Raw genomic sequence first — 22,866 nt, 5'->3', positions numbered from 1 at the left:
CCGGTTATTTTCCGGGTTCAAGCAGCCTTGCGATGACGGGGAAGTAAGCATCGCCCATCCCGCTCTCGATTGCCTCCTCGAAGATCGTACGGATCAGCGCGGCTCCGCGCATGTTGACGCCGGTCTGTCTGCCGAGTTCAAGCGCGTAGGTCAGATCCTTCATCGCATATTCGGTCGAGAACGCGCGCAGGGGATACTCGTTCGGAACAATGGCTTTCATGCCATGGTTACGTAGCGCAAAGCTGTCGGCCGAGCCTTTCGACAACGTTTCCAGCAACAATTTTGGTTCGACACCGCTACGCTTTGCGACCGCGACGGCCTCCGCCAGCGCATTCACGGTCTCGAACAGCACCATGTTGTTGAGGATCTTTGTGATCTGGCCGGCGCCGGTGCCGCCGCACAGGGTGACGTCGGTGGCGAAATGCCGGATCAGCGGCTCGACTTGCGAAAACTGCGCGGACGTGGCGCCGACCATCACGCTGAGCGTGCCGTCCTGCGCGGCCTGACGCGTGCGCGCGATCGGTGCGTCGATCCAGAGCGCTCCCTTTTCCGCGAGTTGGCGGGCAAATTCGCGCGTCATCCCGACCTCGGACGTTCCGAGATCGACAACGATCTGGCCGCGCCGGACGGCCGGCAGAATGCCGCCCTCGAAGGCCGACAACACATGCTTGGCACTGGGCAGGCAGAGGAAGGTGATATCGCTGCCACCGACGACGTCGGCCACGGAATTTGCTGCGACCGCCCCGTCAGCCACGATCCGCGCCAGCGGCTCCACGGCGAGGTCGAAGGCCAGCAGCTTGCGCCCGCTCTTGCGCAGCAAATTCCGGCAGATGGGCTCGCCCATGACACCGAGACCGATAAATCCGATTGCGTCAGTCATTCAGGCACCCTCCCCGACGTCACGTGTCGCTCATGTGTTTGGGCAAGCATTAGCCGCCGCAAGGTCCGGCAGCCAGCGACGGCGCGTAGACCAGCCTTGCGAGTCGCGCCGGTGTGGCGATCACATCAGGCGAGCACGTCGGCCACGACTGCCTTCACGACATCCCGCACATCGGTCGGCTTCATCCGCACCTGCAGCCCGCGTTGACCGCCATTGAGATAGACGAGGTCATGTGCGAGCGCGCTCTGCTCGAGCACCGTGCCGACCTGCTTGCGCTGCCCGAACGGGCTGATGCCGCCGACCTTGTAGCCAGTGACGCGCTCGGCCTCCGGCGGCTTCATCATCTGCGCCGATCTGCCGCCAGCGGCCGCGGCGAGCTTCTTCATCGAGACTTCCTGGTCGGACGGGACGATGACGCAGACCGGCTTGCCGTCCACCAGCGCCATCAGCGTCTTCAGCACGCGTGCCGGGTCTTCACCGAGCGCGGCGGCCGCCTGCAGGCCAATGCTCTCGGCGTCAGGATCGTAGTCGTAGGCGTGGACGGTGAAAGCGACACCGGCGGCTGTGAGCGCGCGGGTGGCCGGGGTGACTTTGGACATGGGAACACATGTAGCATTATGGGGTAGGCTCGCACCACACCCTCACTGTCATCGCCCGGCTTGACCGGGCGATCCAGTACGCCGAGGCGGTGTGGCTGAATCGATGGGCCGCGGCGTACTGGATGCCCCGCCTTCGCGGGGCATGACAGCGCGTTGTGTGGCAACCCTGCGGCAGCAACCGCGAGGCCTTCCTATTCCGCCGCGTCCCGCATCTCCGCCCGCTCGGCCCTCGCCGCGCAGAACTTGAACTCGGGGATCTTGCCGAATGGATCGAGTGCCGGGTTGGTCAAAAGGTTCGCAGCCGCTTCAGCGTAGCAGAACGGCATGAACACCATGTTTTCAGGCACGTCGCGGTCCGACCGCACCTTGACCTCGACCGCGCCGCGGCGGGTCTCCAGACGGATGAAGTCGCCGGGCACGAGCTTCTTCTTGCGCATGTCCTTTGGTGACATGAACGCCACCGCCTCGGGTTCGATCTGGTCGAGCACCTGGGCGCGGCGGGTCATTGAGCCGGTGTGCCAGTGCTCCAGCACGCGGCCGGTCGAAAGCACCATCGGATATTCGTCGTCCGGCAGTTCATCCGGCGGAATGACCTTGGCCGGCACGATCTTGCCGCGGCCGCTCGCGGTCGGGAAGCCCGTGGTGAAGATGATCTCGTTGCCGGGCTTGTTGGGATCATCGGCCGGATAGGTGACGGCGCCTTCGCGCACCAGCCGCTCCCAGCTGATGTTCTTGAGCGACGGCATCAGCTCCGCCATCTCGGTGTAGACCTCGCCCGGACCGGAATAATTCCACGGCAGGCCCATGCGCTTGCCGATCTCCTGGATGATCCAGAGATCCTGCCGTGCATCGCCGGGCGGCTTGATCACCTGGCGCGCGAGCTGCACGCGGCGATCGGTGTTGGTGAAGGAGCCGTCCTTCTCGGCAAAGGCCGAGGCCGGCAGGATGACGTCCGCGTGGAACGCGGTCTCGGTGACGAAGAGATCCTGCACCACGAGATGGTCGAGCATCGCGAGCGCCTGGCGCGCATGCTGCAGATCAGGATCGGACATCGCGGGGTTCTCGCCCTCGATATACATGCCCTTGATCTCGCCGGCGTGGATCGCATTCATGATCTCGACCACGGTCAGGCCGCGCACGGGATCGAGATCCTGCTGCCAGAGCTTTTCGAAGCTGCCGCGCAGATCGTCGCGACCGACCGGCTGGTAGTCCGGCAGGAACATCGGGATCAGGCCGGCGTCGGAGGCGCCCTGCACGTTGTTCTGGCCGCGCAGCGGATGCAGGCCGGTGCCCGGGCGGCCGACCTGGCCGGTGATCAGCGCCAGCGCAATGAGGCAGCGCGCATTGTCGGTGCCGTGGACGTGCTGGCTGATGCCCATGCCCCAGAAGATGATCGAGGATTTCGCGCGCGCGTAGGTGCGCGCGACCTCGCGCAGCGTCTGCGCCGGGATGCCGCAGATCGGCTCCATCTTCTCCGGCGTGAACTCCTTGATCTTCTCCTTGAGGTCCTCGAACCCCTCGGTGTAGCCGGCGATGTACTGATCGTCGGTCAGGCCTTCGGTGATGATCGTATTGATCATCGCGTTCAGCATGGCGACGTCGGAGCCGGGCTTGAACTGCAGGTGCTTGGTGGCGTGACGCGACAGCGACTGCCGGCGCGGATCCATCACGAACAGCTTTGCGCCGTTCTGCTTGACCGCGTTCTTGATGAAGGTGGCCGCGACCGGGTGGTTGACCGTCGGATTGGCGCCGATCACCCAGATCACTTCCGCGTCCATCGCCGCGGAGAACGGCGCCGACACCGCGCCCGAGCTCAGGCCTTCGAACAGCGCGGCGACCGACGAGGCGTGGCAAAGGCGCGTGCAGTGGTCGACATTGTTTGACCCGAAGCCGGTGCGGACCAGCTTCTGGAACAGATAGGCCTCTTCGTTCGAACCCTTGGCCGAACCGAAACCGGCGAGCGCCTTCACGCCCTTCTCATCGCGGATCTTGAGGAGACCCTTGGCGGCGATGTCGAGCGCCTCGTCCCAGCTCGCTTCACGGAAATGCGTGAACGGATTGGCAGGATCGACCTGATCGTTGGAATCCTTCTTCGCATTCGGCAGCCGCACCAGCGGCTTGGTCAGGCGATGCGGATGGTGGATGTAGTCGAACCCAAAGCGGCCCTTGACGCAGAGACGATTGTGATTGGCCGGACCATCGCGGCCCTCGGCGTAGATCACCTTCTCGTCCTTGACCTCATAGGTGACCTGGCAGCCGACGCCGCAGAACGGGCAGAGCGAATCCACCTTCTTGTCAGCGTAGGTCACGCGGGTCTGCTTGTCGTCGAGCATCACAGCCGGCATCAAGGCGCCGGTCGGGCAGGCCTGCACGCATTCACCGCAGGCAACGCAGGTCGACTCGCCCATGGGATCGTCGAAATCGAACACGATTTTGGAATCGTGATTACGATAAGCCATGCCGATGACATCGTTGACCTGGACCTCGCGGCAAGCGCGCACGCAGAGGCCACACTGGATGCAGGCATCGAGATTGACGCGCATCGCCGGATGGCTGGCATCGGTCTCCCAACGCTCGGCGGCAGGGAAGCGGCTCTCGGTGACGCCGGTCGTCTCGGCCCAGTGCCAGAATTTGGAATCCGGATCGTGCGAGGTCTCGCGCGCCGGCTGGTCGGCGACCAAGAGCTCCATCACCATTTTCTGCGCGGCAGTCGCGCGCGAAGATTCCGTCTTTACCTTCATGCCGACCGACGGCGTGCGTTTGCAGGACGCGGCGAGCACGCGCTCGCCCTCGATCTCGACCATGCAGGCGCGGCAATTGCCGTCGGGGCGATAGTCGGGCGCGGGCGAATAACAGAGATGCGGAATCTCGCGGCCCTGCCGTTTGGCAACCTGCCAGATCGTCTCGCCGGGCTTGGCCTCGACCTGCTTGCCGTCGAGCTCGAACGTAATCTTCGTCATTCGGCCGCTTCCTTGAACTCGTCAGGGAAATATTTGATCACGGAGGACAGCGGATTCGATGCCGCCTGTCCGAGCCCGCAGATCGAGGCATCGCGCATCGCCTGGCTCAATTCTTCCAGCAATGCGCGGTTCCAGACCGGCTTCTGCATCAGCTGCGCTGCCTTCTGGGTTCCGACCCGGCACGGCGTGCACTGGCCGCAGCTCTCGTCCTCAAAGAACTTCATCAGGTTGAGTGCCGCTGCGCGCACGCTGTCCTTCTGCGACAGGATCACGATCGCGGCCGAGCCAATGAAACAGCCGTATTTCTCCAGCGTGCCGAAATCGAGCGGGATGTCGTCCATCGACGCCGGCAGGATGCCGCCGGACGCGCCGCCCGGCAGATACGCATAGAACTGATGGCCGTCGGCCATGCCGCCGCAATATTCGTCGATCAGCTCGCGCACGGTGATGCCCGCGGGTGCAAGCTTCATGCCCGGGTTCTTGACGCGGCCGGAGACCGAGAAGCTGCGCAGGCCATGGCGCTCATGGCGACCATTACCCTTCCACCAGTCGGCGCCCTTCTCGACAATGTCGCGTACCCACCACAGCGTCTCGATGTTGTTGATCAGCGTCGGCAAGCCGAACAGACCAACCTGGAACGGATAAGGCGGCTTGTGCCGGGGCAGGCCGCGCTTGCCCTCGATGCTCTCGAGCAGAGAAGACTCTTCGCCGCAGATGTAAGCACCAGCACCGCGGCGCATGTGCAGCGTCGGGCCGCCTGCGGGGAGCTTGGCGATTTCTCGTTCAAGAATCTCGCGCGAGGCCGGATATTCGTCGCGCAGATAAATGTAAACGTCGGAGGCCTGCACCACATGCGCGCCGATCAGCATGCCCTCGATGAAGCGGTGCGGATCGGTTTCGAGATAATAGCGATCCTTGAACGTCCCGGGCTCGCCCTCGTCGCCGTTGATCGCCATCAGCCGCGGTCCGGGCTCTCCCAACACGGCGCGCCATTTGCGCCCTGTCGGGAAACCGGCGCCGCCGAGGCCGCGCAGCGAGGCATCATCGAGCGCCTTCAGAAGATCGTCCGTCGACATCTCGCCCGAGCGCACGCGGCCGAGGAGCTTGTAGCCGCCGCCCGCGACATAGGCATCGTAGTCGACATACTTTGGCAGATGCGCATGCGTGTCGCCGGACTTCGCCGCAGCCATTACATTGGCAACGGTGGCATGATCCACGAAATTGTGCCCGACTTCGGCGGCAGGCGCGGTGTCGCAGCGGCCGACGCAGGGCGCGCGCACGACGCGAATGCCGGGGCCAGATGCGCTCTGCAAATCCTCAAGCAGCTTCTCTCCGCCGAGCATCGCGCAGGTCAGCGAATCGCAGACGCGGATCGTCAGCGGAGCGACGTCAGGCTCGCCTTCCTTCACGACGTCGAAATGCGCGTAGAAGGTCGCGGTCTCGAACACTTCGGCGAAAGCGAGCTTCATCTCGTCGGCAAGGGCTGCAAGATGCGCAGCCGAGATCTGGCGAAATGTGTCCTGGATCAGGTGCAGATATTCAATCAGGAGATCGCGCCGCCGCGGGCGATCGCCGAGCAATTGCTCGATCTCATGCGAGGCGGTCGGATCGACCTGCCTGCCCTTGGGCGTAGCCTTGGCGCGCCGGCGCCCTTCGCCCGGATGCTCGAATTCCCTGACCTTGTGAACGTCGTCGTTGCTGCTCATGGAAACGTCGCGTTCTCCTCAAAAGCGCGATGATCTCAGGCTGGATAACCATCGCGATCCGCCGTTATTACCAGGCCCGACAATCGGGAACCGCATCGTCGGCACCCCGGCAGATCAGGCCTCATTCCAGGCGACTCTAGCCTCTGGTATACCAGACGCCAAGTAAATTTAGAACGACTCTATAATCATTTAGGGGGCGGGCAGCCGCCCTGCCACGCCCCCCTAAGCAAGTCGATCGCGGAACCTCGTCAGGTCTTCTCCATGCAGTCCTGGATGTAGAACCAGCGATCGTCGCCGATCAGTCCTTTGGCCTTCACCTCGGAGCGGCACGCCTTCAGCTTCGGCTTGTTGGCCGACCACTTGGCCTTCATCTCTTTCAGTTTCTGCATGGTGAGCTTGATCTTGCCCGGCGGCTTTGCGTCGGTCGTCGCCGCGGCAGGCGCCGGTGTCGCTGCAGTCTGCGCCGACGCGGTATGAAAACTTGCTGCCAGCAGCATGGCGGCAAGGCAGATACGGGTGCGAAGCATAAGAATCCCCCTAGGTCCCATTCTCGATTGCTTGTCAGGTGAGCACCGCGGGCGGCTGGCGTCAGCCTCCCGCGGTCGTGGGCTTGCGATCAGAGGATCTTCACCGCGCTCTCGAGCGTCTTGTACACGCCCCATGCCAGCGGGATGCCGACGAAGAGCCAGAACAGCGCGGCCTTGACGTCGAGGCCGCCGGTGCCGATTCCGAACGAGCCGGTCTGGACCGCACCTGCGCCGGCCTTTGCCGCCTGCAACTTCGCGAGCTCCGCCTCGCTCATATACCACCTCGAATTGACCGGCTTGACGAGGTAGTTGCAGATGATGCCCGCGATCAGCATCGCACAGAGAATGTACATCGTCGTGTTGTACAACTGATCACGCGGCACGCCCGCCGCGAGCTGGAACTCGCGGAGGTAGTTGACCACGACGGGACCGATGATGCCCGCGGTCGACCATGCCGTCAGCAGCCGGCCATGGATGGCGCCAACGAATTGCGTTCCGAACATGTCGGCGAGATAGGCCGGCACGGTGGCGAAGCCGCCGCCATACATCGACAGGATGATGCCGAAGCCGAGCACGAAGAGCAGCTTCGAGCCCATCGCCGCGAAGGTCGGCGCCAGTGCGTAGAGCACGATGCCGAGGATGAAGAACGTATAGTAAGTGTTCTTGCGGCCGATATAGTCCGACAGCGACGCCCAGACGAAACGACCGCCAATGTTGAACAGCGACAGCAGGCCGGCGAAGCCCGCCGCGATGCCGGCGATGACGGTCTTCTGATCGGCCGAGAGCTGGCTGAAGGTGAGTTCGGGATGCCCGATCAGCTTGCCGGCGAAGATTTCCTGAAGCATCGGCGAAGCCATGCCGATCACGCCGATACCGGCCGACACGTTCAAGCACAGCACCCACCAGATCAGCCAGAACTGCGGCGTCTTGTGCGCGTTGTCGAGGTGGACGTGATGCTCGGTGATCATCGACTTCTTTTCGCTCGGCGGCGTCCAGCCCTCGGGCTGCCAGCCAGCCGGCGTCACGCGATAAGCGAAGGCACCGATGGTCATGAAGATGAAATAGACGATGCCCATGACGACGAAGGTCTGCCACACACCGACGTCGGTCGACGATTTGAAGTAGTTGATCAGCAGATTGGCGAACGGCGCGCCGATCATCGCACCACCGCCAAAGCCCATAATGGCCATGCCAGTCGCCATGCCGCGGCGATCGGGGAACCACTTGATCAGCGTCGACACCGGCGAGATGTAGCCGAGGCCAAGTCCGACGCCGCCGATAACGCCGGCCCCGAGCCACATGATCCAGAGTTGATGGACGTAGATGCCGAGCGCGCCGACCAGGAGCCCGCCGCCCCAGCAAAGCGCGGCAACGAAGCCGGCCTTGCGCGGACCGGCCCGCTCGAGCCAACCGCCCCAGATTGCGGCGGAGACGCCAAGCAGGACGAAGAACAGCGTGAACATCCAGCCCAGACTGGCGACCTTCCAGTCGCAGGTGGTGGTGAACAGCTCCGACCACAACGACATGTCCGGGCAGGCCTTGGGCGCAGTCAATCCGATCGCGCGCGAGAGCGGCAACCAAAACACCGAGAAGCCATAGGCCATGCCGATGCACAGATGGATGCACAGCGCTGCCGGCGGCACCAGCCAGCGATTGAAGCCCGCGGTCGCGATCGTTCGCTCGCGATCGAGAATTCCCGCGCCAGCGCCTGAAATCCTCCCAGCGCTCTCGATTGTCGTCATGCGTACCTCCCCTGCAGCCGCCCTTCTGAGCGAGACTGCCGCTACGATCCTGTTCCTCAGCCCATTGCGGCGCAGCTGTTGTCCCTGCTGCTCCGCACAATCACCCGACGCGCGCCAGGATCGTCACGCGTGTCTGAAAAGTTAACCCCTCGACCGGGGCCCTATGCCCGATACGGTTTGCAGGCTTCGTGCGTGGCCCGCTGCTCCGCGCATCGCGGACGAGACTCAACCTCCGCGCCCGCGCGGACAAAGTCAATTGGGGCAGAAGCCGTGATCGATGTCGATAGATAAAAGGTCGGTATCGGCGCGGTAACGCGCCTAAGAACGCAGCGCACCATTGGCACTTGCTATCGAGCCATTCGTCTTTTCTATCAAGAACACGATGCGCGCCTCATTGCGCTCGGTGATCTCCACCGTGTCGCCCGTCTCGCGGATCAGGTTCGGAATGTCAATCACCGACAAGGGATCGGTGCAGTGGACTTCGAGCTGATCGCCCGGCTGCAATGGTTTCAGCGCCTTGCGCGTCTTTAGGGCTGGCAACGGGCATTTGAGCCCGGTGAGATCAAGTGTCGTTCTGGTCATCGGCGCAACATGGCGGGAGGGATCGACTGCGTCAACGCGAGGACCTCAGAGCAGATCGGCGTAGGACAGGAAACCTACGCTGTCGCCGGGTTCGACGCGGGTGATGTTTTCGCCGAGTTCAATGAGGCCATCGGTCTCCACCAATGACGACAGCAGGCCCGCCCCTTCGCGCGGGAACTTGACCGCCTCAAGCGCACCATCCTGGGCGCGGCGCAAGGAGGCGCGAACATATTCGCGGCGGCCCAGCTTCTTCTTGTAGGTGAACGCCGCACGTAGCGGGATCGGCAATAGCGGCTCCGGCAGACTGCCGGCGAGCGCGAGCACGGTCGGCCGCACCACGTGGACGAATGTGACGAAACTTGCGACGGGGTTGCCGGGCAGCCCGATCAGCGGCGTGCCGCCGATGATGCCCATCGCCACAGGCCGGCCGGGCTTGATCGCCATCCGCCACAGCACGAGTGAGCCGACGCTCTCGACCGCCGCCTTGACGTGGTCCTCCTCGCCGGTCGAGACGCCGCCGGTGGTGAGGATCAGATCATGGTGGCCCGCAACCTGCTTCAATCCGCCGGCAAGCGAAGCACGCTCGTCGCGGAGAATGCCGAGATCGGAGACCTCGCAGCCAAGGCGGCGCAGCATCGCCATCAGCATGAAGCGGTTGGAGTCGAATAGCTGCGAGGCCGCACGCGGCTCCCCGGGCGAGGCCAACTCGTTGCCGGTCGAGAATACGGCGACGCGAATGCGCCTGACGACATCAAGCCTGACAAGGCCAAACGCGGCGGCAAGGGCAACATGCTGCGGCCGCAGTCGCTGGCCTGCCCGCAGCGCGACATGGCCAATGGGGATGTCCTCCCCTGCCGGCCGGACATTGGCACCCGACTTCAGCCCGGGCGGCAGCACGATCTTTCCTGATACATCGATACGGATATCTTCCTGCATGAAGACGGTCTCGGCCCCCGGCGGCATCGGCGCGCCCGTAAAGATGCGCGCGGTGTGGCCGGGCTTGATCGGCGCCTGCGCAACGCCGCCGGCCTGGATACGACCATCGAGCGGAAGCGCCTGTTCCCTGGCTTGCGGGAGATCCGCGTTGCCGACGGCATAGCCGTCGACGGCAGAGTTGGTGAAGGGCGGCAACGGCAGCGGCGCTGCGATATCGCGCGCCAGCACGCGCCCGTCGGCATCTCCGAGCGCCACCGTCTCGAGGTCGGCAATCGCGTGGACGCGGGTCGTGATCAGGCCAACAGCCTCATCGACCGACATCATCGGTCCGCCGAAAGCAAAGCAATCATCCGACAGTTGCGCCATGGTGCCTCGTCAGCGCGTCGCCGCGCTTCTTGCCATCGCATCCTCGACCTGTATCGCGGCACGCAGCATGAGAGCCGCCACAGCCTCGATATCATCGAGATGGACAGTCGGCAGCCGGGTTTCAACCGCAGTGTCGGTCGCAATCCCGACAATGCCGGGATCATCAGGGAACAGCAGCGGCTTGGCATTGGCGGCGCGATGCACCTCGATCTTGCGATGCGGCTCGCGCTTGAAGCCTTCGACCATGACGAGATCGACCGCGGACAGCTTGCTGAGAAGTTCCGGCAACCGCGGCTCGGCCGCGCCGCGCAACTCATGCATCAGGGCCCAGCGGTTCGACGATGCCACCAGCACCTCGGCCGCACCGGCCTCGCGGTGGCGCCAGGAATCCTTGCCGGGCACATCGACGTCGAACTGATGATGGGCATGCTTGATGACGGAGACGCGCAGGCCTTGTGCGTTGAAATGCGGGATCAGCCGCGTCAACAGCGTGGTCTTGCCCGCACCGCTCCAGCCTGCAAGGCCGATGACTTTCATCGCAACTCGATCTCCGCCGGCAGCATGACGCGCCGGAACCGCCTTCTCCATCGTCGTGCGCATGCTTATATCGGCTTGAGGCGAATGTCATGCTAACGTCGCGACCATGATGAAGATCGACAAGGCCCCGGTGCCCCTGATTATCCCCAATCCCGACGACCCGCGCCTGACCCAGAGCGTGACCGGGACCGACCAGACCGGCGCCAGGGTCGAGATCAAGGTGCCGATGGAGCGGCCGCTGACGCTCTACCTGAATTCGCAGGAAATCGTCACCATGATGACGATCGGCGACTATCCGGAGTATCTGGCTCTCGGCTATCTGCTGAACCAGAACATGCTGAAATATGATGACGCTGTTACCGAGGTCGAATACGACGACGACCTCCAGGTCGTGGTGGTGCGCACCGAGCATCACACCAATTTCGAGGCGAAGCTCAAGAAGCGCACGCAGACTTCAGGCTGCGCGCAGGGCACCGCCTTCGGCGATCTGTTGGAAGCGGTCGAGAGTGTCGCGCTGCCGAAGGCGGAGCTACGCACCTCCTGGCTCTACCAGATGACGCAAACCATCAACACCATGCCATCGCTCTATCTCGAGGCCGGCGCGATCCACGGCTGCGTGCTGTGCAAGGAGGGTGAGCCGCTGTGCTATACTGAGGACGTCGGCCGCCATAACGCGGTCGACAAGATCGCAGGCTGGATGTACCGCCACGGCGTCGATGCCTCCGATAAGATTCTGTACACCACCGGCCGTCTCACCTCTGAGATGGTGATCAAGACCGTACGCATGGGCATTCCTATCCTGGTGTCGCGGTCCGGCTTCACCGCCTGGGGCGTCGATCTCGCACGCCAAGTGGGCCTGACTCTGGTCGGGCGCACCCGCGGAAAACGCTTCATCGCGCTCGCCGGCGAGGAGCGGATCGTCTACGACCAGAACCTCGCTTACGTCGAAGAGGAATCGGCGAGGCACAAGCGCAAGGGCGAGAGTGGTGACGACTGACATTCCGGCAACGCGCGTTCCACCGACTCTTGGCGTGCTGCTCGCTGGCGGCCTTGCACGTCGCATGGGCGGTGGCGACAAGCCGATGCGGACCATCGGCGGCCGCACTATCCTGGAGCGCGTGATCGCGCGCCTTTCGCCGCAATGCGACGGGTTGATCCTGAATGCCAATGGCGATCCCGCGCGCTTCGCTGCGTTTGGCTTGCAGGTGATCGCCGACGACGTGCCCGGCTTCCCCGGTCCGCTCGCTGGCATCCTCGCGGCGCTCGACTGGACTGCAAAAAATCGGCCGGAGATCGAATGGGTACTCAGCGCGGCCGGCGACTGTCCGTTCCTGCCGCGTGATCTCGTCGCACGCCTGCATGAAGCACGTGAGCAAGAAAATGCGCAGCTCGCCGTAGCTGCATCAGGCGACCAGTCGCATCCGGTGATCGGCCTGTGGCGCGTCGCCTTGCGCAACGAGCTGCGTCACGCCCTGGTGGTCGAGGATCTCCGCAAGATCGATCGCTGGACCGCGCGCTATCCGCTCGCGACAGTGACATGGCCGGTCGAGCCGCTCGATCCATTCTTCAATGCCAACACGGTCGAGGACATCACGGAAGCCGAGCGTCTCGCGGCGCTGGATGCGGCATCCTAGCATTTGACGGGACATCGAACCGGACCGAGACGAGCTGCGACTACTGATCGGGGTGCATTCCGGATCAGCCATGGCCGACTCTCTTCTGAATGCCATATTCGCAGTCGTCGACTTCGTGTTCGATCTCTCGAAGGCGATCGACAGCACCAAGCGGCTGAGCCAACAAGCCACGGGCAGCGACAAAATCGTCGACGTCCCGCCGGACCCGAGGCCGCTGCCGCCCGCAGCGCAGCGCGCGCTTGCGGAAGCCGAGGAACGAGAGCGGGCGCGCGAGGCGGCCGCTCAGGCCGCCAGCGGCACCGACCAGGCATCATAACCGTAAACCCAACTCGTATCGGTCCGCTCCCGCAGCCAGATATTGGCGCGCGAGGTCTCCTGCACTCGCGTCGTTCGCTCCTTGCGTGTCCCCTCAAAGCGGCGGAAGGCATCTGCGACGCCGTCGCGGTCGATGCCGTCGAGGCAGCGCGACAACACCGCGGCGTCCTCGATCGCCATGGCCGCGCCTTGCGCCATATAGGGCGTCATCGGATGGCAGGCATCGCCGAGCAGCGTCACCTTGCCGTCGGCCCAGCACTCGAGCGCATCACGATCCATGATCGCCCATTTGTGCACGTCGGGACATGCCGCCAGCACCTTGCCGACTTGCGGATGAAAGCCTTCGAAGGAGGCGCGCAGATCCTGTACGTCCCCCTTCGCCGACCAGGACTCGATGCGGAAGTCCGGCTCCGGCTGGCTGGTGACGAGATAGACCTCGCTACGGTCAGGCTTCACGTAATAGATCACGATATGGCGGTCCTCGCCCCACCATTTGGTGCAATCGTCGATTTTCTCGCCGAGCAGTGCGGCGGGATAGACGGTGCGATAGGCAATGCGCCCGGTGAATTTGACCGGCGCTGTCTTGAACAGGATGTCCCGTACGGCTGAATGAACACCATCCGCACCGACCACAGCATCAGCAACGGCGCTGCTGCCATTGGCAAAGCTGAGCCGGACGCCCTCATTTGTCTCATCGAGACCGACAAGCCTGTGGTTGAGCCTCATGCACTCTTCCGGCACCACGCTCGCCAGCGCCGCATGGAGATCGCCGCGGTGTGCGAGCAGATAGGGCGCGCCGAACCTCTCCTCCGCGCTTTCACCAAAAATCATGTCGAACTTGATGTCGCCGCTCTTCCAATGGCGGTTATTCCAAGAGCGCGGATAGAACGACTGCTCGCGCATCCGCTTCTCTAGCCCCAGCGCCCGCAGCACTTTCATCGCATTGCAGCCGATCTGAATTCCGGCGCCGATGCGGGCAAACTGCGAGGCCTGCTCGTAGACCATCACGTCGATGCCGACGCGCCTGAGCGCCGCGGCGGTCGCGAGCCCGCCCATGCCGGCACCAATAATCGCAACCGAAAGCGGCCTTGCCATCGCGTCCCCACCCTGTGTCGCGCGCGGCTTGGATGCCGCGTCGTCTATGCGGGCCGGAAGCCCGCTCGCTCAAGTGCCGTGCGCGCCTCGTCCGAGCCGAGGGCGTCAAGGAAGGCCTGTACCGCGGGGCGCTGCTTGCGCGACGTCACCAAGGCAAAGTCATAATGCTCTTCCGCGAACGGAATGAAACCGAGATTGGCCGCATGGGCGACCGGCGCGATGGTCATGCCCCAGTCGGCACGGTGCTGCGCGACGGCCGCGGCAACCGCGTTGTGCGAGCGCGGCTGGTTCCAATAGCCTTCCGGGCGCGCGCCGCCGAGCAGCCGGTCGATCAGGATACGCGTGCCGGCACCCTGGTTGCGGTTGACCATGATGCAGGCGGGGTCGGCGACCGCGGCAGCAACGGCCTCCTTTGCGCCGAGCCCCTCAAAACGCTTGTCGTCCTTGCGGAAGACAATGCCTTGCATCCGCCGCCATCCCGGCACGAGCTCGAGCCCCTCGACGAGGTAAGGCGTGTTGTAGGTCTCGCTCTTGTCGTCGAACAGATGGATCGGCGCGAGATCGCATTCGCCGCGTCTGGCCGCCGCCAGGCCACCGAGACTGCCAACGGCAATCGAGCGCACGGAGAGGCCCGCATGGGCGAGCGGCGCAGTCACGAGATCGAGGCCAGTGCAATGGCTGCCGACGATGACGAGATCTGGCACCCGCACATGCGGCGTGAACAGAGTCACCTCGGCATTCGTCCCCGCCGGCATCTGGTCGGCGAGCGCATCGATGCGCAGAAAGCCATCGGCCTGCGCGAACGACGTGATCGCACCGGAGCCCTTGCCGGAGGGATAGGCGATCAGCCCGTCCTTGCCCTCGACCAGCGAGACCATCACGAATTCAGTGCGGCCCAGCTCGGATGCAATACGCACCGGCACGGTTGCGCTCACCTTGGCATCGGCGCGCGGCGGCAATCCCGCCATCTTGCGCAACGCCGGCACGATCATGTCGTGGAAGGTGAACATCGCCGAGGTCGGAAAGCCCGGCAGGATCACCACCGGCTTGCCGTCGCAGACCGCAAGGCAGAGCGGCTTGCCGGGCTTGAGCGCCACGCCATGCGCGATAATCCCCGGTTTGCCCAGTCGGCCGATGATGCGATGCGACAGGTCGCCCGCGCCCTTCGACGTGCCGCCCGACAGCACCAGCATGTCGGCATTGGCCAGCGCCTCGCGCATCGCGGCCTCCAGCCTGGCTTCATCGTCGGGAATCGCGCCGAGCAATATCGCCTCGCCGCCATTCTCGTTGATCGCAGCTGCGACAATCGCACCATTGGTGTCGTAGATCGCGGCCGGCGCAAGCGCCTCGCCGGGCTGCACGAGCTCGTCGCCAGTGGAGATCACGGCAACTCGCAGCTTCCGTGCAATTCTCACCTCTGCGATGCCGCAGGCCGCCAGCATGCCGATCTCGCGCGAGCCGATGATCGTGCCAGCGCGCAGCAGCGCTTCGCCGCGCGCGATGTCGGAGCCAGCGTACGAGACGAACTGCCCCGGCGAGACTGCGCGACGGACATCGATCGCATCAAGGCCGGACGGCTGGGTGTGCTCGACCATGACGACGGCGTCGGCGCCGCGCGGTAGCGGGCCGCCGGTCGCGATCGGCGTTGCGGTTCCTGTCATCACTTGCAGCATCGGTGCGGTGCCGCAGTGAATGATCTCGCGGTTCAGCGCCAGCCGCACGGGCGCGCCTTCGCCAGCGACTGAAAGATCCGCCGAGCGCACGGCAAAGCCGTCGACATTGGAGCGATCGAACGGCGGCACGTCGATTGGTGCAGTGATGTCTTCGGCGAGGGGCGCGTCGAGTGCACCGGCAAGCTTGCGGACCTCATTCGGGATCGGACGCGGAAACAGCGCAGCGTCGAAGCGCGCCAGCGCCTCCTCGCGCGAGAGGATTTTGAGGAATTGCTCCTGCTCGAGCGCGCTGCGATCTGGTGGCTTCGGGATCATCGTCATGCCGGAACCCATATCATTCCCGCATCAAATAAGCATCGACTGGCTCGCCCGCCGCAAATCCCTCGTTGCTGGCGGGAATAAGCAGCCATGCATCGGACCGGGCGATCGCGTGCAGCGGCCATTCGCCCATGGCAAGCGGCATCCACGTTTTATGTTCCTCCGCCAATAGCGCGATTTCGGCAATGCCGACGCTGGAGGCGATCTTGCGCGCAAGCGGCAAGGTCACTGCGCGACGTGGCCGCCGCGCCGACATTCTGTCGATGAGCGGAAGCACAAGCGCCAACCAAACTGCGAGTGCCTGGGCGGGCGAGCCGGGCAAGACGACGACGGGAATGCTTCCGAGCCGACCAGCGGCTGCGGTCCGTCCAGGCTGGAGCGCAAGACCGTGGGCAAGCTTCGCCCCGCGCTCGGCCAGCGCCGTCACCGCGGCATCCGCGCGACCGACGCCGCTGCCGCCGATCGTCACCAGGAGATCGCAAGCCGAGACATCGAGCGCCGCCGCGATCGACGCCGCATCGCGCGACGTGGCTTCATGCGCGCTCACATCCAATCCTGCCGCGCTTGCGAGGTCGGCGATCATCTGCAGCGTCACAGTTGGGCCCGGCACGTTGACGATGCGCAGCCGCGGCCGCCTGACACTCAGCTTGTCCGCACCCGCAACGCGCGCGAGCAGCAGAGCCGCCGCGTCGACGGGACATCCCGCCGCGGCCGCAGGCGTGCTTTCGGCGACATCGCCGCCCGCACGCGCAACGCCCTGTCCCGGAATGCCCTCTGCCAGGACCTGGGCAAGCGGGCCTGACACCTCGATGACGTCGACATCGAGCACGCAATCACATCCCGCCGGCAGCGCATCGCCGGCCTCAACCCACACTGGAAGCCCGGCCAGAGGCAGCGGCGAATAGGAGGATGCGCCGACGAGGTCGCTGGCGCAAAGCGCCCAGCCGTCCACTGCAGCGATGTCGCGCGGCGGATGGGCCGGCAGCAATGGCATGCCCGCGGAAGCACAGCCGGCCGCTTCAATCAGCGGCAATTCCTGCACTGTGACGGGGGTGACGCCGCGCAGCAGCGCAGCGAGCGCGGTAGCGAGCGGCGTCAGCGAGGGCGGCAAGCGCTGGGTCATGCCTCATGATGGACCACGCATCGGGCGGTTTGGCAACCGCACGTACTTCGGCCGTCAGCCGCGCGATTTGTCCGCGTTCGGAAAGAACACCTGCTGCCCGTCGACCTTGTAGCCGGCGATCGCCGCCTGCCCCTCTGGAGAGATCAGCCAATTGATGAAGGTCTGGCCCAGATCCTTCTTCACGTCCGGAAACTTTTCCGGGTTCACCAGCATCACACCATATTGGTTGAGCAACCGCTTGTCACCCTCGACGATGACGTCGAGGTCGCCACGATCCCTGTACGAGATCCAGCTGGCACGATCCGCGAGCATGTAGGCGTTCGCCGTACGCGCGGCGTCGAGCGCCGCGGTCATGCCCTGCCCGCTCTCCCGATACCAGGCGCCCTTGGCGCTGGCGATGTCGATGCCGGCAACGATCCAGAGTGCGAGTTCCGCCGCGTGGGTGCCGGAACGATCGCCGCGCGTCACGAACGGCGCACCCTTGGCCTCGATTGCTTTCAGCGCGGTGGCGATGTCCTTGCCCTTCACGCCCGCGGGATCACTCTTCGGCCCGAGCAGCACGAAATCGTTGTACATCACGTCGTAGCGTTTGGTGGCAAAACCATCGGCAACGAATTTCTCCTCTTGCGGCCGGGCATGCAACAACACCACGTCGGCCTCACCCCGGCGCGCGCCGTCGAGCACCTCGTCGCTCCGGCGTGCGATCACCGTCACCTCGATGCCGATCTTGTCGCGGACGACGGGCAGCAAATAGTCGAGCAGGCCCGATTCCTGTGTCGATGTCGTCGAGGCCAGGACAATCCCGCGCTCCTCGGCAGACGATGTCGCGACGACCCCGGCGAGGCCGCAGAGCAGCGCAAATGCAACGGTCAGTCGGTGAACGGCCATGACGGGTTCCTATCGAAAACGACGCGATCATGATGAGCGATTACGCCGCACTCGTGACGGAGATGGCCGCGGCGACGGCAACATCAGGTAGAGGCTGGGCCAGGGCCACTACCGAAAGGCAGGCTCGTGGCGCGCCATGCACCGCGCGACATGAATCATTCGGGAAATTTCGGCAATGAATCAACCGGCACGTTGATTGCACTCACGCGCGCAATGGCCGCAAGGCCCGCACCATCAGCGCCTCGCAAGATCGTCAACCAAAATCAAAACACGTGTCAGGATGTGTTGCAAAGCAACGAGCTCATCGGGCATGGTTCGCGCGGACAAAAATCGAAGTGCAGAATTCCACCTGCGTTGAACGCCAAAAAGAAGCAAGAATTTGCATAGGAATGCAGGATGGAATTCCTGACGACCAGTGAAGCCGCGGATTATCTCCGCCTCGGCGAGCGCAAGCTCTACGAACTCGTTACCAACGGCGCGATCCCCTGCACCAAGGTGACAGGCAAATGGCTCTTCCCGCGGCACGAGCTCGATCTCTGGGTCCTGTCGGGCATGGCTCGTCCGGCGGGCATGCTGACGGCGGAGCCGCCGCCGGTGGTGGGCGGCAGCCAGGACGAGTTGCTCGACTGGAGCCTTCGCGAATCCGGCTCGGGCCTCGGATCGATGACCGAGGGCAGCGCGCGCGGGCTCGAGCGGCTGCAACGTAACGAGGTGATGGCGGTCGCCGTGCACTTCCACAGCCTCGATCCCGCGGGCAACCTTGCCTCCGACGCCAGCGTGACGGCGCTGCGGGACGCGCCTGACTTACATGATGCGCTGCTTGTCGCCTTCGTGCGCCGCGAGCAGGGTCTGGTGCTGCCGCCCGGCAATCCGAAGCGGCTGCACGGGCTCTCCGACGTGCTCGCGCTCGGCGCGCGGATGGCGATGCGGCAGCAAGGCACCGGCGCGCAGATGCTGCTCGACATGCTGCTGAGGCGCGCCGACGCCACGACGCGCGATCTGCGGCCGGTGGAGACGCCGGCCCTCACCGGGCCCGACCTCGCCGAGATGGTCCGCGCCGGACAGGCCGATTGCGGCGTCGCGACGCGCGCGGCGGCGCGCTCGGCTGGGCTCGATTTTGTGCCGCTGGCCTGGGAGAATCTTGATCTTGCGATGCGGCAGCGCAGCTATTTCCGCCCCGCCATGCAGGCCCTGATCCGGTTCCTCGGCGAACGGCGGCTTCGGCAGCGCGCCGAGGAGCTGACCGGATATGATCCCTCGCCCGCAGGCCAAATCCGCTTCGCGGCCTGAGATTGACGCCCACCCCCAAATAGTTGCAAAAGAAACCAATTCAGCCGGGCCGTACCCGGCAGGCAACTTTCGGCCAACGCGCCGGATCAGGGGAGGACAAGCGTGAATCCAATGAAATTTGGACTGCCGGTTGCGGCCGCCTTAACGGCGGCTCTGCTATCGGGGGCCGCAACGGCGCAGGTGTCCGACGACGTCGTCAAGATCGGCGTGCTCACCGACATGAACGGCCCGGCCTCCGCGCCGACCGGCCAGGGCTCGGTGACGGCCGCACAGATGGCGATCGACGATTTCGGCGGCACCGTGCTCGGCAAGCCGATCAGCATCGTAATCGGCGACCACCAGCTCAAGGCCGACATCGGCGCTGCGATCGCGCGGCGCTGGTACGACGTCGACCAGGTCGACCTGATCGTCGACGTGCCGGTCTCGGCCGTGGGCCTTGCGGTGCAGAACATCGCCAACGAGAAGAAGCGGCTGTTCATCACCCACTCCACCGGCACCGCCGATTTCCACGGCAAGTTCTGCTCGCCCTATGCGATGCAATGGGTGTTCGACACCCGTGCGCTCGCGGTCGGCACTGCGGACGCCGTGGTCAAGCGCGGCGGCGACAGCTGGTTCTTCATCACCGACGACTACGCCTTCGGCCACTCGCTCGAGCGCGACGCCTCCAGCGTCATCACAGCCAATGGCGGCAAGGTGCTGGGCTCGGTGAAGCCGCCGCTGGCGACGCCCGACCTCTCCTCCTTCGTGCTGCAGGCGCAGGCCTCCAAGGCCAAGATCATCGGCATTGCGGCAGGTCCCCCCAACAACATGAACGAGATCAAGACCGGCTCGGAGTTCGGCGTGTTCAAGGGCGGCCAGCAGATGGCGGCGCTGCTGGCGCTGATCACGGACATCCACGGCCTCGGCTTGCAGGCCGCGCAGGGCCTGTTGCTGACGACCTCTTTCTATTGGGACATGGACGACAAGACCCGCGAATGGTCGAAGCGCTATTTCGCCAAGATGAACAAGATGCCGACGATGTGGCAGGCCGGCGTCTATTCCAGCGTGATCCACTATCTCAACGCCATCAAGGCTGCCGGCACCGACGAACCGCTCAAGGTCGCCGCGAAAATGCGCGAGACGCCGGTCGAGGATTTCTTCGCCCGCCACGGCAAGCTTCGCGATGACAATCTGATGGTGCACGACCTCTGGCTGGTGCAGGTGAAGACGCCGGAGGAGAGCAAATATCCGTGGGACTATTACAAGATCCTCGCGACGATTCCCGGCGACAAGGCGTTCGGCCCGCCCGACCCGGCGTGTCCGATGCTGAAGAAGTGAGAGCGTGACGGCCGCTTCCCGCGGCCGTCATTTCACCACGCCGATCTCGCGATAATATTTCATCACGCCCGGATGAATCAGCTCCGGCCTCGGCGCGGCGGCGGCGGTGTTTGCCGCCGTGGTCTCGCACGCCTGCGCGAGCTTCTTGCAGAAGGTTGCTTCGACGCCGTGCAGCGTCCTGGCGAGACGATAGGCGACATCGTCGGGCAGGTCTTCGCGCGTCAGCACAAAGCTCCAGGAGCCGAGCGAGGCGATTGGCTCGCTCTGCTTCGGGTAACTGCCGGCCGGCACGGTCAGCGGTTTGAGGAACGCATGCTTGGCGCGGATGCGCGTGATCTCTTCGGCATCAGGCGCGATGAAGCGCGCGCCTGACGCGCTCGATGCGACCGCGGCAAATCCGGGCCAGCCGATGCCGGCGCCCCACAGCGCTGCGACGCGACCATCCTCGACCATCGCGGGGCCGTCGCCGGCGCGATCGAGATAGATGGCCTTGAAGTCGTCGTCCTGCTTCAGGCCGAGACCATCGAGCACATAGCGCGCCAGGATCGGCAGGCCGGAGCCTTTGGCGCCGAACGCGACCGCCTGGCCGACGAGATCGCGGATCGTCTTGTAGGGACTGTCCGCGCGCACCACGAACATGCCGGGGTTGGAATAGATCGCGGTCAAGATCTTCAGCCGCACGGGCGAGCGGCCGATGCCGGCAAAGGCCTCATAGGCCGGCTCGCCCGCGACCAAAGCGAGATCGAGCTCGCCCTTTTCCAGCAGCGGAATGTTTTCGTTGCTGCCCTTGGTGTTGCGCGGGGCGATGGTGAGCGAGCCATCCGCCGCATTCATCACCTCGGCGAAGGCGTTGCCATAGAGCGGGAAGCCGCCGCCGGGTGTCGCGGTGCCCAAACTGATGGTCGTGGTGGAAATGGCGTTGCCTCCGGTTTGAGCAGCAGCGGGACTGAGCAGCAGCGCCGCACCGAGAAGGATATCGATTGCGAATTTCATCATCGGTCCGGCTGCGCCTGCGTCAACATCGACCAGAGACGATGTAGGCAGCGGGCGGTTTTTGTGAAAGCATGCTCGCAAACAATAAAGCAATGGGAGGCGTCATGTTGCGAATTTTGCGGTGCGCTGGTTTCGGGCTGGTCTTGCTGTCAGGTCTCCTCGCCGCCACCCCTCGCGCCTCCGCCGCCTACCCCGACCGCCCCGTGCACTGGCTGATCGGCTTTGCCGCCGGCGGCCCGGTCGACATCGTCGCGCGCATCATGGCGCAGTGGTTGTCGGACCATCTCGGCCAGCAGTTCATTGTCGAGAACCGCACCGGCTCCGGCGGCAACATCGCGGCCGCCGCCGCGATCAATTCGCCGGCCGACGGCTACACGCTGCTGTTCGTCGCGCCCAACAACGCGATCTCGACCTCGCTGTACAAGAAGCTGCCGTTCGACTTTTTGCGCGACACCACGCCGGTCGCCAGCATCATGCAGCTCACCAACATGCTGGTCGTCTCCAATGCGATGCCGGTGAAGACGGTCCAGGAGTTCATCGACTATTGCAAGGCCAACCCCGGCAAGATCTCGTTCGCCTCGTCAGGCAACGGCACCTCGGTGCACATGTCGGCGGAGCTGTTCAAGGCGATGACCAAGTGCGACATGGTGCATGTGCCCTATCGCGGATCGGCGATCGCCTTCCCCGACATCATCTCCAACAAGGTGCAGCTGATCTTCGACAATTTGCCGTCCGCGCTCGAGCAGTCGCGCGGCGGCAATGTCCGCGCACTCGGCGTGACCTCGCCGCAGCGCTGGCCCGCGGTGCCCGACGTGCCCGCCATCGCCGAGACCGTGCCGGGCTTCGAATCGGTCGGCTTCTACGGCATCTCCGCGCCGAAGGGCACGCCACCTGAAATCGTCGAGCTCCTCAACAAGGCCGTCAACGACGCGCTGAAGGACCCGAAGGTGGCGGCGCGCCTGACCGAGAATGGCGGCATCCCGAGGCAGATGACGCCCGCCGAGTTCGGCAAGCTCGTCACTGAGGAGACCGAGAAGTGGAAGAAGGTCGTGGAGTTCGCCGGGGTCTCGGTGGACTGAGCGGGCTGTCCTCTACTCATTCGGGCCGGCAGGAGGGGACTTAAGGGCCCCTCCCGTCAAAACACCAAAACAACCCCATGCACAGTAGAAAGTGCGGGGATTACAACGGGTTACGGCAGCAAAAATCAAGACCACCGAAAAACACTTGTTCCGTCGGGCAAAACAGGCGTATAAGGGCATCATCCCAAAATTCGGTTATTCGGAATGTGCCCGGCAATGCCGCGCTGACGTTTCGCGTCGGCTGTCCCGGCATTGCACCCCCGCCTCCATCCCTGTAAACGAACCGCGCACCGTTGCCGGCCGCGC

At 64.5% G+C, this 22,866-nt stretch carries 21 protein-coding genes; 7 read left to right on the top strand and 14 right to left on the bottom strand.

What is annotated here, in order from left to right; translation table 11 throughout:
- Window positions 1-4: 4 nt before the first annotated feature.
- From L6637_RS30670 to mobB, 9 genes are all read right to left on the bottom strand, one after another.
- The gene (locus L6637_RS30670; RefSeq protein ID WP_237872802.1) at window positions 5-880 is read right to left on the bottom strand and encodes an NAD(P)-dependent oxidoreductase; all 876 of its coding nucleotides are present in this window, start codon (window positions 878-880) and stop codon (window positions 5-7) included.
- Window positions 881-1,005: 125 nt separating this feature from the next.
- The gene (gene ybaK, locus L6637_RS30665) at window positions 1,006-1,479 is read right to left on the bottom strand and encodes a Cys-tRNA(Pro) deacylase (protein WP_237865363.1); all 474 of its coding nucleotides are present in this window, start codon (window positions 1,477-1,479) and stop codon (window positions 1,006-1,008) included.
- A gap of 191 nt (window positions 1,480-1,670) precedes the next feature.
- Entirely contained in the window at window positions 1,671-4,439 is a 2,769-nt protein-coding gene (gene fdhF, locus L6637_RS30660) for a formate dehydrogenase subunit alpha (protein ID WP_237865362.1), read from the bottom strand.
- A complete protein-coding gene (locus L6637_RS30655) occupies window positions 4,436-6,145 on the bottom strand; it encodes an NADH-ubiquinone oxidoreductase-F iron-sulfur binding region domain-containing protein (protein WP_237865360.1) in 1,710 nt (569 codons plus the stop codon). Before L6637_RS30655 ends, fdhF begins: the two co-directional genes overlap by 4 nt.
- A gap of 248 nt (window positions 6,146-6,393) precedes the next feature.
- Window positions 6,394-6,672, bottom strand: coding sequence for a hypothetical protein (locus L6637_RS30650; protein ID WP_237865356.1), 279 nt, complete (start codon window positions 6,670-6,672; stop codon window positions 6,394-6,396).
- 89 nt (window positions 6,673-6,761) lie between these two features.
- Window positions 6,762-8,414, bottom strand: a complete 1,653-nt coding sequence (locus tag L6637_RS30645; RefSeq protein ID WP_237865355.1) for an OFA family MFS transporter — start codon at window positions 8,412-8,414, stop codon at window positions 6,762-6,764.
- 318 nt (window positions 8,415-8,732) lie between these two features.
- Window positions 8,733-8,996: a sulfurtransferase TusA family protein gene (locus L6637_RS30640; RefSeq protein WP_237865354.1), complete on the bottom strand. Its 264-nt coding sequence runs from the start codon at window positions 8,994-8,996 to the stop codon at window positions 8,733-8,735.
- Between the two features lie 45 nt (window positions 8,997-9,041).
- Window positions 9,042-10,298 carry a molybdopterin molybdotransferase MoeA gene (locus L6637_RS30635; RefSeq protein WP_237872801.1) on the bottom strand — a complete coding sequence of 419 codons (1,257 nt, stop codon included), beginning with the start codon at window positions 10,296-10,298 and terminating at the stop codon, window positions 9,042-9,044.
- 9 nt (window positions 10,299-10,307) lie between these two features.
- Window positions 10,308-10,835, bottom strand: coding sequence for a molybdopterin-guanine dinucleotide biosynthesis protein B (mobB, locus tag L6637_RS30630; RefSeq protein ID WP_237872876.1), 528 nt, complete (start codon window positions 10,833-10,835; stop codon window positions 10,308-10,310).
- A 106-nt stretch (window positions 10,836-10,941) separates the two neighbouring features.
- Between mobB and fdhD the strand changes: the two genes are divergently transcribed.
- The 3 genes from fdhD to L6637_RS30615 all read left to right on the top strand — a co-directional run bounded on the left by fdhD (window position 10,942) and on the right by L6637_RS30615 (window position 12,785).
- On the top strand, window positions 10,942-11,832 hold the full coding sequence (gene fdhD / locus L6637_RS30625; RefSeq protein WP_237865350.1) for a formate dehydrogenase accessory sulfurtransferase FdhD: 891 nt from the start codon (window positions 10,942-10,944) through the stop codon (window positions 11,830-11,832).
- The gene (mobA, locus tag L6637_RS30620) at window positions 11,822-12,469 is read left to right on the top strand and encodes a molybdenum cofactor guanylyltransferase MobA (RefSeq protein WP_237872800.1); all 648 of its coding nucleotides are present in this window, start codon (window positions 11,822-11,824) and stop codon (window positions 12,467-12,469) included. Before fdhD ends, mobA begins: the two co-directional genes overlap by 11 nt.
- 70 nt (window positions 12,470-12,539) lie before the next feature.
- Window positions 12,540-12,785 (top strand): hypothetical protein, encoded by a 246-nt coding sequence (locus tag L6637_RS30615; protein ID WP_237865347.1) that lies wholly within the window; start codon window positions 12,540-12,542, stop codon window positions 12,783-12,785.
- Here the strand turns inward: L6637_RS30615 and L6637_RS30610 are convergent.
- From L6637_RS30610 to L6637_RS30595, 4 genes are read right to left on the bottom strand one after another with little or no spacing between them, the layout of a single operon-like run.
- Window positions 12,752-13,879, bottom strand: coding sequence for an FAD-dependent monooxygenase (locus L6637_RS30610; protein ID WP_237865346.1), 1,128 nt, complete (start codon window positions 13,877-13,879; stop codon window positions 12,752-12,754). The two genes, L6637_RS30615 and L6637_RS30610, sit on opposite strands and share 34 nt — an antisense overlap.
- A 44-nt stretch (window positions 13,880-13,923) precedes the next feature.
- Window positions 13,924-15,873 (bottom strand): molybdopterin biosynthesis protein, encoded by a 1,950-nt coding sequence (locus tag L6637_RS30605; RefSeq protein ID WP_237872799.1) that lies wholly within the window; start codon window positions 15,871-15,873, stop codon window positions 13,924-13,926.
- 13 nt (window positions 15,874-15,886) lie between these two features.
- Window positions 15,887-16,993 (bottom strand): molybdopterin-binding protein, encoded by a 1,107-nt coding sequence (locus tag L6637_RS30600; protein ID WP_237872798.1) that lies wholly within the window; start codon window positions 16,991-16,993, stop codon window positions 15,887-15,889.
- A 54-nt stretch (window positions 16,994-17,047) separates the two neighbouring features.
- Window positions 17,048-17,881, bottom strand: coding sequence for an ABC transporter substrate-binding protein (locus L6637_RS30595; protein WP_237865343.1), 834 nt, complete (start codon window positions 17,879-17,881; stop codon window positions 17,048-17,050).
- Window positions 17,882-18,007: 126 nt separating this feature from the next.
- Here L6637_RS30595 and L6637_RS30590 point away from each other — a divergent pair, with 126 nt between their 5' ends.
- From L6637_RS30590 to L6637_RS30580, 3 genes are all read left to right on the top strand, one after another.
- The gene (locus tag L6637_RS30590) at window positions 18,008-18,268 is read left to right on the top strand and encodes a hypothetical protein (RefSeq protein ID WP_237872797.1); all 261 of its coding nucleotides are present in this window, start codon (window positions 18,008-18,010) and stop codon (window positions 18,266-18,268) included.
- Window positions 18,269-18,277: 9 nt separating this feature from the next.
- Window positions 18,278-19,171 (top strand): helix-turn-helix transcriptional regulator, encoded by an 894-nt coding sequence (locus tag L6637_RS30585; protein WP_237872796.1) that lies wholly within the window; start codon window positions 18,278-18,280, stop codon window positions 19,169-19,171.
- Window positions 19,172-19,273: 102 nt separating this feature from the next.
- On the top strand, window positions 19,274-20,488 hold the full coding sequence (locus L6637_RS30580; RefSeq protein WP_237872795.1) for an ABC transporter substrate-binding protein: 1,215 nt from the start codon (window positions 19,274-19,276) through the stop codon (window positions 20,486-20,488).
- Window positions 20,489-20,515: 27 nt separating this feature from the next.
- Here the strand turns inward: L6637_RS30580 and L6637_RS30575 are convergent, their stop codons facing one another.
- Window positions 20,516-21,481: a TAXI family TRAP transporter solute-binding subunit gene (locus tag L6637_RS30575; protein ID WP_237872874.1), complete on the bottom strand. Its 966-nt coding sequence runs from the start codon at window positions 21,479-21,481 to the stop codon at window positions 20,516-20,518.
- A gap of 104 nt (window positions 21,482-21,585) precedes the next feature.
- On the opposite strand from L6637_RS30575, the gene L6637_RS30570 reads away from it, so the two are divergent.
- Window positions 21,586-22,560: a Bug family tripartite tricarboxylate transporter substrate binding protein gene (locus L6637_RS30570; protein ID WP_237872793.1), complete on the top strand. Its 975-nt coding sequence runs from the start codon at window positions 21,586-21,588 to the stop codon at window positions 22,558-22,560.
- Window positions 22,561-22,866: the final 306 nt, after the last annotated feature.

Source organism: Bradyrhizobium zhengyangense, from assembly GCF_022012435.1.
Lineage (GTDB): Bacteria > Pseudomonadota > Alphaproteobacteria > Rhizobiales > Xanthobacteraceae > Bradyrhizobium > Bradyrhizobium zhengyangense.
This window is presented reverse-complemented; position numbering and strand designations above follow the sequence as displayed.